Here is a 17,088-nt window from a genome sequence, read left to right on the forward strand (position 1 = left end):
AGATCAATCCCCGCTCTCGTCCGGTGCGGCTGTTCCAGTATCCCATCATGAGCGTCCTCCAATCGACAGATCGCCCACGACCCGTCCATCCTCAAGGCGCGTATCGCCCAAACTGACCTGCAGGCCGGTGGCCTCAATCGCCGTCTTCAGGTCCAAATCTGCCCCAAAGGCCGGATATGTCAGCGTGGCGCGAAGCTCACCGATGGCGCGGTCATAGCGCAAGCTGACCAAATTCGCTCCGCTGACACTCTCCACCGCTCCGTATAGCGCCGCACTGGTCTGCTGGAAGCTGGGCGCGGCGACGCTGGTCGCTGACCCGGTGCGCGAGCGCAAGGCGGCGGCAGGATTGGACGGCACCTGCTGGCCCGGGAAAGCGGCGGCATATTGCGCGCGGGATTCCGCATCCAGCGCCGTCGTCAGATTCTTCATCGTATGCACCGACAGCGCCGTCTGCGCGCCCCATGCCACAAACAGGGTGGCCGCAAGCGCCGCGGGCAAGCGAAACTGTTTCAGGGAGATGCCGGTTTCAGAGGCGCGGGCATATGTGCCCTGCCGGAGATCGGTCAGGCGCGGCGCCGCCTCGGCCCAGAGCGCCAGTTCGGTCAGGGACTCTGCGCGACGGGGAGCGGCGTTTGCCTCCGTGCCCTTGAGGAGCGCCGACATGACATCACTCGGCCAGTCATTGTCGAACGCAACGGGACTTCCCTCGACGGTCAGCAATTGATAGCGACCGAAATCGACCTGTTCGGTTGGCGGCAACAGGGACAGATCCGGCACAATCCGGGCCGATCCGAGGCCGGCCGCCTCAAGCTGGTCCAGCCAATGCTGCATGACTGTGTGCGACACGGCATAGACTATCCGGAACCCCGCATCGTCCTGATCCGCAGATACGGCGACGTGAACGGACTCGACCGGCACGGCGAGATCATCCTCGATCGCAAACGTCGCAAGGCGCGTTAGTTCTACCGGCCGCCGGGCCGCCGCACGCACCCGGTGCGCTGTCACTTCGGTTCCGGGAACGAAGACGACAACATCCGCACCAGATGGAATGCCTGCGCCCTCCGGTACGGGCTCCAGCCCGGACGGACCGCTCCGCACGAACCGCCAGTTTTCGCCGTCCCTCGGGATTTCCGTGTAAAGTCTCGGGCGCATCAGCCAGATCTCCTGTTTGAGCCCTGTAGGACATAAATGCCATCGGTGCCACGCCCATAGGTCGCATCGATGCGAATCGTGCCCGTGTCGGAGGCAATCGAAATGGCAGCCCCAATCCGATCGGAGCGTATCGACAGCGCGCTATCCCGGCGCAATTCCGGCGCGATACTGGCCACATCCCGCGACAGGAGGAATTCACCAACATTCAGCCACCCCCCTTCCGGGCGCGACAGGATCAGTTGTTCGGCTTCGCTTGTGGACAACTCGTCGGAGAAGCGCGCTGCCAGCAGTGGCGCCTGAGCCGCTGTCAGCGTGTTGATGTTCAGCGGTGCATCATCCGACCTTGAACGGACGCAGACCAGGTTCGAAATCTCGTTCATTACATCCGGAGTGAAGCCGTCGATCGCGCGCAGGTCGCTGATAGAGACGAGCCGCTGTCCCGGCGTCCGATGAGGGATTGACCGGCCTCCATACGCGCCATCTTCGGCGCCGGAGGCGCGGGGACTGGTATCCGCGTCCATCCAGTCGGACAGCGAATCCACCAGATGCTGCGCCTCGCTGTTGAACAGGCCTGCGCCCTCAAGCATGCGGTGGAGTTGGTCGGGGGACACGCTCCCGGCGGAGGCTTCACCGTCCCCCAGCGAAAGCGCATTCAGATTCAGGCAATTCGTGGCCTCGTAAAACCGGACGGAAATTGTCCCACGCGAATACGCAAATACAATCGGCTCACGGAACAACAGGGAGTCTGGCGTCAAGGCTCCGTCTGTCTTTGCCAGGGCCTCGTTCACAAATGCCTCACCCACAGACAAGGCCCCGCGTGTTGCCCAGAAGCTGTCGGCCCGGCTGGCCGAGACTCGCGAAACGCTGACAGACCGCGCCAGCGCATCGGTCGCCGCGAGCGCCGCTGTCGACATCAGGACGATGATGAGCAAGACGCTGAGCAGGGTCGCGCCGCGCTCATGATCGGAACGGTGCGAGCGTTTCATCCTGCGCCCCCAACAAGGAAAAGCTGGCGCAACTCATCGCCTTCTCCGAACACGAAAGTCAGCTCGACCAGATCCGGTAGCGTGTCTGATTGGCCCGGCCAGTCCAGTTGCCAACTGGTGCCGGTCAGAAAGCGCAGACCGACGCTGTCGAGGTCTTCGGCAATCACGCGATCTGCATAGGGCGTGTTGTAGACCGGATCAGGGCGCAGCCAGGCGCGGCGAACAAGGCTTCCGTCGGTCAGGAAGTATTCCACCCGTTGCAGGTCGCCCCGTGGCTCGACCTTACCGGGATTGATCCAGCCAGCCCGGGTGAAGGCCAGCAAGGGCTCCAGTGTGGAGAATCCGCCGCTGAAGGCCTTGGGAGCATCGAGCCCATTGGGCGGTTGGGTCAGGCGCAGGGTCGCATTGGCGAGGTCATCCCGCAGCAGGCTATGGGCCGTATCCTGATCGCGAACCATCTCTGTGCGGGCCTCCACCATCTGACCGGACCGCAAGGTCTGGATCAACAGGGTCGATCCCGCCACCATGAGCAGCGAGGTCACGGCGAGCGCCACCAACATTTCGATCAAGGTGAACCCGGCCGACTTGCTCATGATGTCGGCACCCGCATCAGGGTCTGGCGGTTCACGAGTTGCTGGCCCGTTTCGGCATCGCCTATTGTCACGGACACGGAAAACAGGCCTTCCCGTCCGGTGGCGCTGATCGTGCGCATCCACGTCAGCCTGCGCCCGCGCTGCGTACTTTCCCCGGTGTTCACACCCGGCGGAATGGCTCCGGGGCGTACGAGCGCCTCGGCCATCAGATTGTCCGCTTCGACAGTGGCAAGGAAACGCTGGTCCACATGGCGCGCGCCAACAAGGGTTTCGTTCCCGAGATGCGCCAGCGACATGGCAGCAATACTGAACACGCCGAGCGCAACCAGCACTTCGACCAGCGTGAAGCCTTGCTGTGAACGCGGAGACGTCATGTCAGCGCTCCACCTCGACCATGCCGGACGACGACACGGTCAGGACACGCCGGTCCGTGCCCTCGATCAGGGTCAGCGGCTGCGCTGACACGATGCCGGTCGCGTCGGCCACGATGTGCGGCCAATCCTTCGGATCACTCTCCTGAAGCCCCCGGCGCGATGTTGAGACAGAGATCGCCAGAGGGGATGGCAATGTGTGCGCCGATCGCGGCAGCGCGACCCAGCGACTGTCACGCCAGGCTTCGGCCGCATATTCATCTTCCCCCAGACGGATGGCGCGCACCTCGCCCGAGGCGATGGCCTCGTCTGCCAGACGGTCAATGGCCAGCTCCAGCCGCGCCACTTCCCGGTCAAGACGGGACGGCTGGCGGGGCAGCGTCATGACGATTGCGGCGCTGGCCAGCGCCAGAATGAAGAGCGCAACCAGAACCTCAACCAAAGACATGCCGGATTGAGAGGACAGGATTGGCGTCATCAGCTTGCGGGATCCCAGTTCCCGATATCGTCGTCCGTTCCGGCTTGTCCATCCGGACCAGTGGAGAAGACGTCATAGGCGCTGCCCGACCGTGTGCCAGGGAAAGCGTACTCGTATTCATTGCCCCAGGGATCAGTCCGCATGCGTTTGATATAGCCTCCGGGGCGGTACTGCGCGGCCTGTGCACCGGTGGGCGCCGTGCTCAGCGCCGCCAGGCCCTGATCCGCGGAAGGGTATCCGTACATGTCGAGATTATACATATCGAGCGCGCTTTCGAGCGCCGCAATGTCGGAATGCGCCTTGCCGATGCGGGACTGGTCGGTCGCCGGAGCGACATTCACGACGATCAGCGTGGCGAGCAGGCCCATGATGAAAACCACCACCATGAGTTCCACGAGCGAGAAGCCCGCCGTCTTGCGGCGCTTTTCCTGAGGGGTGCGGGGCGTGACTAAGTGCATGACTGCCTCCTATCCGATAGCGAGAGTATTGAGTTGCAGGATCGGCAACATAACCGACAGGACGATCAGGCCAACCAGCCCGCCGAGCACAACAATGATCAGCGGCTCCAGCAGGGACAGGAGCGTGGACGATCCCGTTTCGAATTCATTGTCCAGATAGTCTGCCGCGCGGGTCATCATGCCGGGAATGTCGCGCCCGGCCTCTCCGCTGGAGACCATGTGCACCATCATGGGCGGGAAGACACCGGTGGCCTTCAGCGCGCCGGCAAAGGAGCCGCCTTCGCGCACACGTTCGCCAATCTGTTCTGCCGCCTCACTGAAGACGAGATTGCCCGAGGCACCCTTGGCCCCGCTCAAAGCCTCAAGAATGGTCGCGCCAGAGCCGGAGAGCGTCGCGAAGACACGCGCGAACCGGCCCGCGCAGACGGTCCGGTTTAGCGGGCCCACAATAGGCAGGTTCAGGCTGTAGCGATCAATTGCGCGGCGCACCGCGGGAACCCTGAAGGCGCGGACCACGGCGAAGACCAGGGTCGCGAGCGCCAGAGCGATCAGGATACCATGTGATTGCAGGGCTTCGGACAGATTGACCACGATACGGGTGATCAGTGGCAGATCCGTGTCGAACAGGTCGAATTGCTCGACCAGGCGCGGCACGACAAACAACATCATGGCGATGATCATGCCGACAGCCATGATGCCCAAAACCGCCGGATAGATCAGCGCTGCCTGAACCTTTTGGCGCAATTGGTGACTACGCTCCAGATATGTCGCGAGGCGCTCCATGACGTCGCCAAGCCGTCCCGACAGTTCGCCGGCAGAGACGACCGAGCGCACGAGCGGTGGAAACGCCTTTGGCGCGACTGACATCGCGTCTGCGAGACGCGCGCCTTCGGTGACCTCGGTCTTGATGGCGTGCAGGACACGCTGGGCCTGCGGGGTTGTCGCATCCTCTGCGGCGGCGCCAAGCGCCTGTTCGACCGGAAGGCCCGATTGCAGGAGTACGGACAATTGCCGCACCAGAAGGACACGCTGCTTTTCGCCGATCCGGCCGCCGATGCGGCTTGCCTTGGCCGATTGCTCGCTGACGGGAATGACATCGAGCGCCATGAGATCACGCAGGCGCAATTCGCGGCGCGCAGAACGCGGGCTTTCGGCGGAAATAATCCCTTTCTGGCGCCTGCCATGATCATCGACGGCGACATACTCAAATGCCGGCATCACCCACCTCCCTTGCGGCTGACGCGGAGCACTTCAGCGGGGCTGGTTTCCTGCGAGACGACATAGCGCCGCGCATTGTCGATCAGGCGGTCATGTCCGGAAAACGCGGCTTCGTCGATCCGGTGCTCGCTGGCCTCGGACCCGAGCAGGTCGCGGATATTGCTGTCCACGACCAGAAGCTCATAGATACCGATCCGGCCATCAAAGCCGGTATTGCCACACGAGAAGCAGCCATTCGGCTCGCCCACCATGACGGTGTCACCTGCGCCAAAGCCGAGAGCGTCGAGTTCCACCGCGGTGGCCGGACGCTCCGTCTTGCAATTCGGGCAGAGGCGGCGGACGAGGCGCTGTGCCATCACCGCGCGCAGCGTGGACGCGAGCAGGTAGGCCTCGACGCCCATGTCGCGCAGGCGGGTGATTGCCCCGGCAGCGCTGTTCGTGTGGAGTGTGGACAGAGCGAGACGGCCCGTGGAGGCGAATTCAAACGCGACTTCCGCCGTTTCGGAATCCCGGATCTCGCCGACCATAACAACATTTGGATCCTGGCGAAGAATGGAGCGGAGCGTCGCCGCAAAGGTCAGGCCGACCTTGTGGTCCATCTGGGTCTGGCTGATGCCCGGCAGACCATACTCAACAGGGTCTTCCAGGGTCATGATGTTGTCGCGACCGTTGTTCAGGCGCGAGAGCGACGCATAGAGCGTCGTCGTCTTGCCGGAGCCGACCGGCCCGGTGACAAGGATCACGCCATTTGGCTGGGCCAGCGCATCGGAGAAACGCTCCAGCGTGTCAGCATCCATGCCAAGTTCCGGCAGGCCGACCAGCGCGTTCTTTGTGTCGAGCAGACGCAGCACAACCCGCTCCCCATACCGGGTGGGGAGTGTGGCCACACGCACATCAATAGACCGTCCGCCTACTGACAGAGAAATCCGGCCGTCCTGCGGGAGACGCTTTTCGGCTATGTCGAGCCGCGCCATGACCTTGATCCGAGACAAGATGGGCGCGGCCAGTTTGCGCGGCGGAGTTAGCACTTCGACGAGGTCGCCATCAATCCGGTAGCGGATCGAGAGATGGTTTTCGAACGGGTCGATATGGATGTCGGACGCGCGACGCTTGATGGCTTCGTGGATCAGGCCGTTGATCAGGCGGATCACCGGCGCGTCATCCTGCCCGTCGAGCAAGTCTGCAGCTTTCGGGATATCGTCGATCAGGCTCTCCAGACCGCCCCGGCTCTCCACGGCGGCATCGACGTCATCATCCGCCATCGGTCCAGACGCAAAGGCCTCGGCCAGCAACCGGTCATAGGAGTCCTTGTCCAGAGATTCCAGAGCAAACACGCTGCCGAGCGCGCGTCGTGCCTCCACCAGCGCCAGCGGATCTGCGCCCTGACGGACAGCCACGGTCAGCTGCTCCCGTCCGGGCAGGACGACCAGTCCCTTCTCCTTGGCAAAGGCGTATGTGAATTGCGTCGGGGCGAAATCGGTCGGCGTCATTGCGGCGGCGGGCTTCCCAGCACTTCTGTGATGAAATTGTCGATAGAGGACGTGTCGCTCCCCTCTCCGTCCCAGAGTTCTTCGGCGCGGATATAGTTGTAGGAGCGTGATGTAACGGCTTTTGCTCCGGCACGGTCGCGAACAATCGTCGGGCGGATGAAGACCATCAGATTCGTCCGACCAAGCGACTTGCCTTCCGTCCGGAACAGGCGACCTGCAACAGGAATATCCCCAAGCAACGGCACCTTCTCATTGGAAAAGGCTTCGGTCTGCTCAATAAGGCCGCCAAGGACAATGATCTCACCATCGTCGGCGATCACGCTGGTATTGATCTCTCTCGTATTGAGCACGATATCTGTCACACCTGCCGTAATAGCGCCGGCCACATTGGATACGGTTTGCGTTATTTGCATACGGATCGTTCCATCATTCGACACTCGAGGCGTAACGGTCAGCCCAACCCCCACATCCTTGCGATCCACGGTCGTGAAAGCGTTTGTGTTATCGTCCCCCAGCACCTGACCGGTTGTGATTGGCACATTCTGCCCGACAAGCAGCGACGATGTTCCGTTGTCCAGAGTCATGTTGAATGGCTTAGAGAGAATGCGGGAATTTGTGTCCGCTTCCACAGCCGTCAGTACAGCGCCGAACAATGTATCACCATCCTGCCCGCCGACCCCAACCGTGATCCCGGTCAATCCCAGTAGCGAGTTGAGCGCCGCCGTTGTCAGCGAGTCGCTGACTGCGCTGTCCTCGTCCCCTGAAAATGGCGTGTCACTGCTGATCGCTCCCGCAAGCGTGAGCAGGTTTGGCGCCGATGCCGAGAAATTTGTCGTGGCGAACGGGACTGAACTGCTGCCGGTGCCTGACAACAGGAATTGAAGACCGAGTTGCCGCGCCGTGTCGTCAGCCATTTCGACAATGATGGCCTCCACCAGAACCTGGGCGCGGCGGCGGTCAAGATCGCCAATGACGCGCTCGAGGCTAAGCAGGGTTTCCGGCGCCGCGCTGATGACCAGCGAGTTGGTGGAATCATGGTGGGCGATTGTGGTCGCCTCACTCGCATCCGCGAGTCCGCGGCGCTTGTCGATGGCAAAGGCCACCTGCTGCAGGATCGGCACCACATCGGCCGCATCCGCATTATTCAGCGGGACGACCCGGATCGTGTCCTGAAGCCGGTCGCGGCCATCCAGGTCCGCCGTCACGAGCTTGGCGCGCTCAACGGCGGCCGGATCACCGCGCAGGATCAGCGCATTGCCCGCCTCGGACGCTATGGCCCTGAAATTGGATTTGTAGGCGTCCTCGCCGGCACTGGTGTTCAGAGAGGTCAGGATGTTCGCGACTTCCGTGGCGGAGGTGTTGGCCAGCTGGATGGTTTCCGTCACCGAAGGGTCGGCATCAATCTTGTCGACCATGCTGCGCAAGCGGGGAATGTTGGACGCATAATCCACAACGACCAAAGTGTTCGACTGGGCATTGGCAATCACCTGTCCCTGCTCGTCAATCACCGGCTTGAGCATCTTCGCTGCTTCGAGGGCGTTCAGATGCTGGAGGCTGAAGATTTCGGTCGTGAAGGCGTTCGATCCGTATGCCCCCATGCCCGCCTCACCCACAGCACTTTGTTCCGGGACAATGCGATATGTGGCCTTACCGGCCGGGATCGCCGTAAATCCGTGCACGCGCAAGGAGGACAGGAACACATCGAACACTTGCTGGCGCGTCAGCGGAGTGGTGGAGGAGACCGTGATCCGCTTGGTGCGCGCTTCCGGATGCACGACAAACGTGTAGCCCGTCACCGTCGACACGTCCGCGATAAGGGCGGACAGCTCGACATCCTCGAAATTCAGGATGTGCCGCGCCGTATCCGCCGGCGTCTCATTGGCCAGGGCAAAGGCCGACGGAGATGCTGCGAGAACTGCCGTTGCGGACAAGAGGGTTTTCAAATTCATGTCTATCGGGCCTCCTCGGGCGCGAGGGTATGGTCAATTGTCTTTCCGTCCCGGTCGATCTTCAGACGAACGGGATTAGGATCGGAGAATTTCCGGGCAAGCTCTGCCGGAGGAACGTCATTGATGTCTGCGCCATCCAGGCCCACGACCACATCGCCGGGCTGAAGACCCGCGCGGGTCATCACGTCAGCGTCACCCCGGGAGCCGATACGGTAGCCGACAAATTCCTGACCGTGATGGACCGGATCTATCGTGATGCTGGACATCAGGTCGGCGCGGGCGATCCGAGCGCTGGTGGAGCCCGTGGCAGAATTATTGCTCTCGGGGTCAGGCTGGCCCGGCGTGGTCAGGACCGATAGCAGGCCGGCGCCGCCTTCCATCATCAGGGCCTCCGTCTGGCCGCCCTTCCGGAGCGTGACGCGGTCCCCATAAATCCGGTGAAGGGTGACCCCCTCAAGGATGGCTTCGCCGGGCGAATAGGCTGCGGTCCGGTTGTCTGGTGTGGTGATGAGGGCGATGCCGCCGGCCTCTTCCGACGATGCGCGGACACCCCGCAGCTTGAGGTTCAGACTTGTTTCCGGCGCGTCCGGGATATCCGCCACGAGGGCGGAGGCCGCGCCGAACGGATTTTCGTGGAGGAGCCGGGACGTATCCACGGATATGTTGGTTGCGATACCTTGCGGGGGCTGCACGACGGAGCGAACCGGGATGTCCGGAGAGACTGCCCCGCCCGGTTCTACCGCCAGCCAAATGAGCTTTGCCGTCGCCAAGCCAATGCCCACGACCAAGGCGACCTCAATCACGCGCAAGGCAGGCCCGACGCTACGCCGAGCGAAAATTGCAAGAGATTCAAGCCGTTCCGTCAATATCAAGCCCCTCGAAAGAGGGTTTCCCCTAAGCTAACAGGTCCGCGACGACAATGGCCGCGGACCTGTAATTGATGATATGCAATATCAGAGCCGAAGCTAGAACATACGTTTCAGGCCAATACTGAAAATGGTTCCCTGCTCGTACGTATCGACATCCACGCGGTCACCCCCGCGCTCCTGAAAAGCTTCATAGTCTTCCTGAAGGATGTTTTCGATGTTGAGGGAGAATTCATACTGGCCGCTGCCAGACTGGAAGCGCTTGTTCCAGACAAAGTCCACCGTCATTGGCGGCTGCTCCAGAATTGCGGGCAGGTTGCCGTTCTCACCCGACCGGATACGCTCGCTGACATAATTGAACAGCAGGTTGTATTCGGACTGCGCCTCTTCATTGAGAAGGCCCAGCTGGACGTTGAAGAGGTGTTCGGACTGGCCCTGCATCCGGCGCCCGTCTTCGAGACGCCCGGCAGCCGTCGTGGTGCCGCGCACCGGGTTCAGATTCGTACCGATATTGAAGGCCACTTCACCATCTGCTCCGATCTCGGAATCTGACCAGGTGTAGTTGGTTTTCACCTGAACTTCGCGATCATCAAAGAAGCCCAAGCCGGTCCACTGGTCGAATGGCAGGAGCTGTTCGTATTCGACTTCAAATCCGTACAGCTTGGCAGAGGGTACGTTGATAAACGTCGTCTGAATTGTCTCTGTACCGGCCAGGATCTCCTCGATCGGGTTTTCCAGATCCTTGTAGAACAGGCCGAGCGTCACGAACTGGTCACGGGCGAAATAGTATTCGCCGCGCAGGTCATAGTTCTTGATCGACGCGTTCACGAGATACGGGTTACCGAAGAAGGTGGCGTCGGTTTCCGTATTGACGAACACAGCCGGGGCCAGTTCGCGGAACTGAGGACGCGTCAGCGTTTCGGAATATCCCCCACGAACCTGCAAATCCTCGATCGGGTTCCAGGTGATGGTCAGAGCCGGCAACCAGTCAGACTGGTCGATGACCCCTTCCACCGTGTTGCCGGTGAGATCGCCACTGATGTTCTGCGTATCAATGGCCTCGATCGCGTCTTCAAAACGCACGCCCAGCGCAGCCCGGATATAGGGCGTGATCTGAGCATCGATCCCGGCATAAGCGGCATCAATTTCCAGCGTTGCGACATAGAATTGCGGGAATTGCTCACCAGCTACTTCCGTAATCGAGCCAACACCCGACCGGAAGATATAGTCATAGATGTAATCGAGACGCTGAGTGCGGTCCGTGCCGCCGACACCGTTGATATCGTAGAGCAGCGAGGTGGCTGCGCGATCATTCTCAACATAACTGTAGCCAAATTTCAGGTCAGCCTCACAAAGGAACGTACACTCCCCGTCCCGCGTCATCGGCAATGTGCCGTCGATCCCGAAATCCGTGGTATCATCCTCAACCTTGCTGAACTGCATACGGTTCGCAGCAGGGCTGGTAGAGAGGATCGGCACGCCGGCATCATTGATGTTGTAGATGTTCGACAATTGGTAGGGCGCATCCCGAAGCGCTTCGGAATATGACGCGCGCCATTCCACCTTCATATCCATGACTTGAGGCAGGAAATGCTCGCCCTGGACCTGCGTGGACCAGAGCTGTTGCTCGACCCATTCCAAAGCATCGAGGCGCTGGTTGACGTCTTCATTGTTCTCGCCGGTAATGATCCGCGCTTCCTTTTCAGAGGAGCGGGTCACAAGCCCGGTGAACTTGATCTCATGGTCGGAGAATGCCTCGAAACCAATTGTCGCCAAGGCGTTCGTATCAATCGTATTCTGTGTGCTCAAACGATCCAGCTGGAAAGCTGACCGGAGACCGTCACCCTCAAGGTCGCCATACCCCCGCGTTCCCCGCTTCGTCTGCCAGGAATTGCCATATCCGACAGCGGCGATCACGCCCATCGAGATATCAGACGTGAGGTCGAAATTGTTGCCTGCCGACATATCGATGCTGAAGTTTGGAGCAACCTCCCCTTCCTGCATGACCAGGAGGGATGAATTATCAGTCAACTGACGGCCGAACTCAGTTGTGAGACCATCTGCCAGGGAAGGCAGGTCGCGAGCACCATCATCGAAGCCCAAAATGTCGGTATCTGTCCCGTCATACATCAGGCCATTGCGAAGCGTCGTCGACGTATCGCGGGCAACTTTTGCGCCGACAGTAAAGAAGGCTTCATCCGGCACGGTCTTGGTGCGCAAATCGACAAGACCGCCCCCAAATTCGCCCGGAAGGTTTGGTGAATAGGTCTTCTGGACCAGAACGCTCTTCAGAGCGGATGTCGGAAACAGGTTCAGCGGCACGACCCGGCGCAATGGCGCAGGGCTTGGCAGCGGTGATCCGTTGAGAAGCGCGGTCGAGTAGCGCTCATTGAGACCACGGACGTAAATGAACTCGTCTTCAGCCGTGGCGATACCGGCAACACGCGCGAGGGCAGCGGCAGCATCGCCGTCTCCCTGCAGCGAGAAATCGCCTTCATCAATGAGAGCGGCGACTTCGGAAGTGGAGCGTTTTTCGTCCGGAATGAACAAGCCACGCACGACGACAGTTTCCTGACGGGCTTCCTCCTCCTGCTCGACAGCAGGAGCGGAGTCGGATGGCGAGGAGTCTTCTTGAGCGAATGCCGGTGACAGCCAGGCAAGGCAGGCTCCGGTCAACAGCAAGGAACGGGCAGACAGGAGGCGTTTCATTTGAGGTTTCCTGTAATGGGCTGACGGGACTCAGCCCCGCCGAAATGTCTCTGGTCTGAACGACGGAATGGGGCAGCAGAGTCTGCCGCCCCATCCAATCTGTTCAAGGCCGGCTTAGTTGGTCGATGTCAGGTTACCTTCCTGATCGATCGTCCAGCCGAGAAACCACATGTCATCAGCATCTTCTACAGCGCCGATATATGTTGTGGCTTCGAGGTTGCCGATGCCGGTCACGTCATAGACGGGAACAGCGTTCTCATTGGCGCCCGGGACAAGACCAGGACGGCCCGACCGGAAGGCAAAGCCGGACATGGTCACCGTCTGACCGGTCACAACATTGTCAGCTGTGACGAAGGTCACGTCGTCCGTGTCACCGCTCTCGATGTCTTCACCATTGTCGGAGAGGAAGAGCGAGCGGATCAGCAGGTCGTCATTTGTAACGTTGGTCTGCGTCTGTGGATCATCGACATCCAGACCGGCATCTGGCCAGCCAAGGATGATGGCGTTCACAAGCGTACCCTGCGTACCGCGACGCAGCACGGCGCCCGTGTCTGCAGCAGCGTCGCCACTGGCAATGATCGTGATGTTGGACAGATCCGGGCTGGAGACCGGCGTCTTGTCGTTCTCACCATTACGGTTGTCACCCTCGATGCCGCGCGGGTCACCCGAAAGGCCGCCCGTTGCACTTGTCGCACCGGCGTAGACGATGCCGTACTGCAGCGAACCGGTCCAACCATCTGTCCAATCGATGCTGTCGTCACCGCAACCCGTTGCGACCAGGTGTTTGGCGTTTACCGCACCACCGAACCATTCGAAGCAGTCGTCGAGGTTGTTGTAGACTTGGACATAATCAACTTCGGTGCCCGAACCGACACCCTGGAAGGCAATGCCGTTCAGTTCGTCCGTATTGGTCAGGCGTGTACCAGCATACTGAACGCGGGTGTAGAAGATCTGACCGGAGTCATCGTCGGCAGTTGCACCACCGAACAGGCCGGAGGAACCTTCGCCTGACTTTTCACAATCAACCGTGCCGCCCGTCGCAGTGGTCTCGTTACAGGCATTGATCGGAGCGCGACCGTTGATGACGATCCCACCCCAAACACCCTTGGTGTCCTGGTCGAGGGCCGCGATTGTGCCATCCACAACCGTCTTGGCGGTGAAGACGACCGGCTGAGCTTCGGTGCCGTTCGACAGGAGGCGAGACCCCCGAGCGATGACGAGGTAGTCGTCATTGCCTTCACCGACGACCGTCACACCCGCATCAATCGTAAGCGATGCGGCAGCAGAGCCTGCGAGCGGTGCAGCCGGATCGGGACCACGGTCAACCCCGACAAAGACCGGACCGACCAGTTCATAGATCAACTCGTCTCCATTGGAGAGACGCAGGTCTGACGTGATGGAGCTGGAGCCATCAATCTGGCACAGCTTCTTGCCGTCCAGTTCGCCATTTTCAGTCGTGCCGGTTGGGCACTCGGCTTCTTCTTCGTCGAACAGCGTGCCAGCGAGGGCAAAGTTAGCCCAGCTGTTTGCACTGGTTTCGGTTGGTCCGAATGCACCGATATAGGTGGTGGTATCGAAGAAGGCGTCAGCTGCCAGAACCGTGGACACAGGAACGTTCAGCTCCTGCTGGCCAGGGAAGAAATTCTCCACCAGCGAGTTGTTGCCCGTCCGGATGTTCGCAGAAGCCGCGAAGGTCGGAACACCGTCGGAGTCCGTAGCGAAATTCTCAGCTGTGTCGAGGAGCAGGGATTCGATCACCAGATCGCCATCCGAGAAGCCGGTAAAGGTCTGAGGGTTATCGACGTCGATGCCGGTTGCGTAGCCGGTCACAATGCCGTTCACGATGTTGCCCTGTGTACCACGGCGCAGCAGGATGCCCTGCTGATTGCCATCTGTGCCGACGAGCGTGAAGTTGGAAACACTCGGGCTGGAGAATGGCGTCTTGTCATTCTCGCCGTCACGGTTGTCAGCTTCGATGCCGCGCGGATCGTCAGAGCTAGGAACTGTCGAGCGGACAGCTGCGAACTGCAGCTTGCCCTGCCAACCATCGGTCCAGTCCAGCGAGTCATCGCCAGCGCCGGTGATGACAACGTGCTTCGCGTTCACAGTACCGCCAAACCATTCGATACCGTCATCGAGATTGTTGTGGACCTGAACATAGTCAACGTCCGTGCCGGACCCAACGCCCTGGAAGGCGATGCCGTTCAACTCGTCCGTATTGGTCAGGCGGGCGCCTGCATACTCGACGATTACATAGTTCAGGTTACCGGAATCATCGTCAGCGGTTGCGCCGCCGAACAGACCGGATGACCCCTCGCCGCTTTTCTCACAGTCAGCGGTGCCGCCGGTTGCAGTGGTTTCGCCGCACGCATTGATCGGTGCGAAACCGTTGATGACCAGGCCGCCCCATTGAGCATTGGTGCCAGCTTCGATCAGGTTGGAGCCGGTCTCTTCATCATTCATGGCTGCGCGCGCCGTGAAGCGGATCGGAGCAGCCTCAGTGCCCGTCGCCGCAATCGTCGAACCGCGCGTCACAACGATATAGTCATCGGTGGCTGTCGCGGTGCCGCCTGCGGACGCGCCGAAGAAGCGAACGCCCTCATTGATCGTCAGCGTGACGGGCGTTCCAGCGTTATCCTTGTTGTCTTCACCGATGAAGACGGGGCCCTGAATGGCGATCGTGGTGTTGGCTGGAATTTCAAGGTCGGCCGTGATCGTCGTGCCGCCTGTAGCGTCGGATCCGAGCACACACACGTCGACGTCGGAGAAGCCATCGGCAGCCACAGCAGCAAATGTGGCTTCAGCCGTGCCCGTAGGACAGCCGGCTGTCGGGACCAGATCGATAGTCGCTGCGGCCGGCGGCGGTGGCGGAGGCGGTGGCGGCGGTGGGCTCACCGGCGTTTCGGATGCTCCTGGTGAGGAAATCGTCGTGTCCGAACACGCAGCGAGTGTCAGCACGGCAACACTCGCCATGGTCGCGAGCTTCAAGGTCTTCCCGAGTTTCATTCTTTACCCCTTTGTGGCCCCAATGAAGGATGCCGGTCTCAGCAATAATTCGTTGGATCGGGCCAATAGTGATTCCATGGCCACCTGCATCCGAAGCGGCTTATCGCAGTGACCCGCGACGGTTTCCGCACAGTTCCGCAAAGTTTTTATGACGGCTGCACTAACCTTCATGAACCCGCAGTCCACGGCCTGTGAGCGCGCCGCCAGAAACGTCAGGCACGCGAAAAAGGCTCGATAATCAACTGTGATCGCGGCACTCCTGAGAAGGAGACCGACGCGGCCGTGTTAACGCTGCATCGCCCGGAACATTAAGGGATCAGGCGTCAGGATCGCCGGCAAGGACGACCGATACGGGAATCTGGAACAGATCGCCTTCCCGCGAGAAAAACAGCGTTTTCCCATCCGCGGAAAGGCCGGGCCCATAGTCTATACCTGCAGAATTCAGAGGCTCTCCGGGATTTCTCGGCGCGTCCCAAGTGCCATCTTCCTGTCGGCTCGAAATCCAGATGTCGACAATGCCGATCTTGGGGGCGCGATGCGAGTAGAAGAACAGCGTCCGTCCATCTGCCGTAAGCGCCAGATGATCATTCGTGCGGAAATCGTTGACCTCTTCCAGGTCACGCTGCTTGATCCAGTTGCCCTCATCATCCCGGCGGGCGTCGGCCAGATTATAGCTGCCGCTCTTGTTCGAGGTGTACACCATCAGACCGTCTGCCGAGACAACCGCCATGGTTTCATTCGCGCCCGTATTCACGTCGCCCGACAGGGGTTCAGGCTGCCCCCATTCGCCATCCACCAGTTCCACTTGCCAGATGTTCAAATCTTTCCGGCCAGGCCATTGAGGCATTTCGGCATCTGACGCGAACAGGAGCGTGCCGTCCACGGGGTTGAAGCTGGGACCGACCAGAATACTTTTTGACGGAAATTCAAGACGTGCAGGTTCGCCCCAGGCCTTGCCGTCGCGGCGCACCTCGTACAGCCAGGTCTCGTCGCCATTCTCCTTGGCAAAGACGCGAACCTGTCCGTCCGGACTTTCGGTCATGGAGTAGGCGCGGGTGAATTGTGTGGCTGGCTCAGCGTCCGGAAAAACGGGCCGTGGCGCGTCGTCGGCACCATTGGAACATCCAGCCAGAACGAAAGCAGCAGCCGAAGCTGCGAGGGAGGTCATCAGTTTCATGGGATCTCAAGTCAGTAAATCTACAGGAACGTCAAGCGCATCAGCCAATCGCTTGGCTGTTTTGAGGCCATAGGACATGCCGCGCTCTATGGCCGAAATATGGTTCGGGCGAATGCCGCACACATCACTCAGATCCTTTTGGGTCATCAGGCGGTACTGGCGGACAACCCGTACCGGGTTCTCGCCTTCCCGAATTTTCTCGGTGATTTCGTCAGGAACATTGAGGGTGGCTTCGTTTTCAACCGAATGCAGCTGCTGCGTGAGGCCTGCGATTGATTCTTCGAGCTCCAAAACCTTCTTCTCGAGATCCAATACCTTGATTTCCAAGGAGTAAACCAATTCAAAATCACTGGTCACAGCATTGCCCCTTTGCAGCTGTCGCAGCGATATGCGGATTTCTGTACGGTTTAATGTCGGCAGTGATAAAGTTCTGTGACAGCGACAGCGGGGACGGCTGTCTGCCCACTTTCGCTTAACCGAATCACGCGCCTTCTGGGATCGGCCGAAGCAGGGAGCTTGAGATGTCGATCAAATGGATTCGCCGCCGGGCACATATGCGCCGTCTGCCCTCCGGACAGATGGTGGAGGTCGCGTCCTCCTGGATGCCGATCGAGCGAAGCGACAGCGGCGGGCCT

14 protein-coding genes are annotated in these 17,088 nt (G+C 60.4%); all 14 read right to left on the reverse strand.

The genetic code is table 11. The annotated features are described in order from the left end of the window. Window positions 1-45 precede the first annotated feature (45 nt). Window positions 46-1,152, reverse strand: coding sequence for a type II secretion system protein GspL (gene gspL / locus B4F73_RS00070; protein ID WP_290478739.1), 1,107 nt, complete (start codon window positions 1,150-1,152; stop codon window positions 46-48). Further along, on the reverse strand, window positions 1,152-2,138 hold the full coding sequence (gspK, locus tag B4F73_RS00075; protein WP_290482221.1) for a type II secretion system minor pseudopilin GspK: 987 nt from the start codon (window positions 2,136-2,138) through the stop codon (window positions 1,152-1,154). The genes gspL and gspK overlap by 1 nt, the downstream gene beginning before the upstream one ends. Continuing rightward, complete coding sequence (gene gspJ, locus B4F73_RS00080) at window positions 2,135-2,731, reverse strand: type II secretion system minor pseudopilin GspJ (protein WP_206990822.1); 597 nt, start codon at window positions 2,729-2,731, stop codon at window positions 2,135-2,137. Before gspJ ends, gspK begins: the two co-directional genes overlap by 4 nt. Further along, window positions 2,728-3,105, reverse strand: coding sequence for a type II secretion system minor pseudopilin GspI (gspI, locus tag B4F73_RS00085; protein ID WP_206990823.1), 378 nt, complete (start codon window positions 3,103-3,105; stop codon window positions 2,728-2,730). Before gspI ends, gspJ begins: the two co-directional genes overlap by 4 nt. Window position 3,106: 1 nt before the next feature. Further along, window positions 3,107-3,580, reverse strand: a complete 474-nt coding sequence (locus B4F73_RS00090; protein WP_206990824.1) for a PulJ/GspJ family protein — start codon at window positions 3,578-3,580, stop codon at window positions 3,107-3,109. Continuing rightward, window positions 3,580-4,038, reverse strand: a complete 459-nt coding sequence (gene gspG / locus B4F73_RS00095; RefSeq protein ID WP_206990825.1) for a type II secretion system major pseudopilin GspG — start codon at window positions 4,036-4,038, stop codon at window positions 3,580-3,582. Before gspG ends, B4F73_RS00090 begins: the two co-directional genes overlap by 1 nt. 9 nt (window positions 4,039-4,047) lie before the next feature. Continuing rightward, window positions 4,048-5,256, reverse strand: a complete 1,209-nt coding sequence (locus tag B4F73_RS00100) for a type II secretion system F family protein (RefSeq protein WP_290478742.1) — start codon at window positions 5,254-5,256, stop codon at window positions 4,048-4,050. Continuing rightward, complete coding sequence (locus B4F73_RS00105; protein WP_206990827.1) at window positions 5,256-6,746, reverse strand: GspE/PulE family protein; 1,491 nt, start codon at window positions 6,744-6,746, stop codon at window positions 5,256-5,258. The genes B4F73_RS00100 and B4F73_RS00105 overlap by 1 nt, the downstream gene beginning before the upstream one ends. Further along, a complete protein-coding gene (gene gspD, locus B4F73_RS00110) occupies window positions 6,743-8,695 on the reverse strand; it encodes a type II secretion system secretin GspD (RefSeq protein ID WP_206990828.1) in 1,953 nt (650 codons plus the stop codon). Before gspD ends, B4F73_RS00105 begins: the two co-directional genes overlap by 4 nt. Before the next feature lie 2 nt (window positions 8,696-8,697). After that, entirely contained in the window at window positions 8,698-9,561 is an 864-nt protein-coding gene (locus B4F73_RS00115; protein WP_290482222.1) for a type II secretion system protein N, read from the reverse strand. A 99-nt stretch (window positions 9,562-9,660) separates the two neighbouring features. Then, complete coding sequence (locus tag B4F73_RS00120; RefSeq protein WP_290482223.1) at window positions 9,661-12,270, reverse strand: TonB-dependent receptor domain-containing protein; 2,610 nt, start codon at window positions 12,268-12,270, stop codon at window positions 9,661-9,663. 114 nt (window positions 12,271-12,384) lie between these two features. Continuing rightward, complete coding sequence (locus B4F73_RS00125; RefSeq protein WP_290478745.1) at window positions 12,385-15,276, reverse strand: hypothetical protein; 2,892 nt, start codon at window positions 15,274-15,276, stop codon at window positions 12,385-12,387. A 316-nt stretch (window positions 15,277-15,592) separates the two neighbouring features. Continuing rightward, on the reverse strand, window positions 15,593-16,453 hold the full coding sequence (locus tag B4F73_RS00130) for a hypothetical protein (protein ID WP_290482224.1): 861 nt from the start codon (window positions 16,451-16,453) through the stop codon (window positions 15,593-15,595). A gap of 6 nt (window positions 16,454-16,459) precedes the next feature. Continuing rightward, window positions 16,460-16,810 carry a helix-turn-helix transcriptional regulator gene (locus B4F73_RS00135; RefSeq protein ID WP_051607513.1) on the reverse strand — a complete coding sequence of 117 codons (351 nt, stop codon included), beginning with the start codon at window positions 16,808-16,810 and terminating at the stop codon, window positions 16,460-16,462. Window positions 16,811-17,088: the final 278 nt, after the last annotated feature.

It is taken from the genome of Hyphomonas sp. UBA3601, assembly GCF_002375605.1.
Taxonomy (GTDB): Bacteria; Pseudomonadota; Alphaproteobacteria; order Caulobacterales; family Hyphomonadaceae; genus Hyphomonas.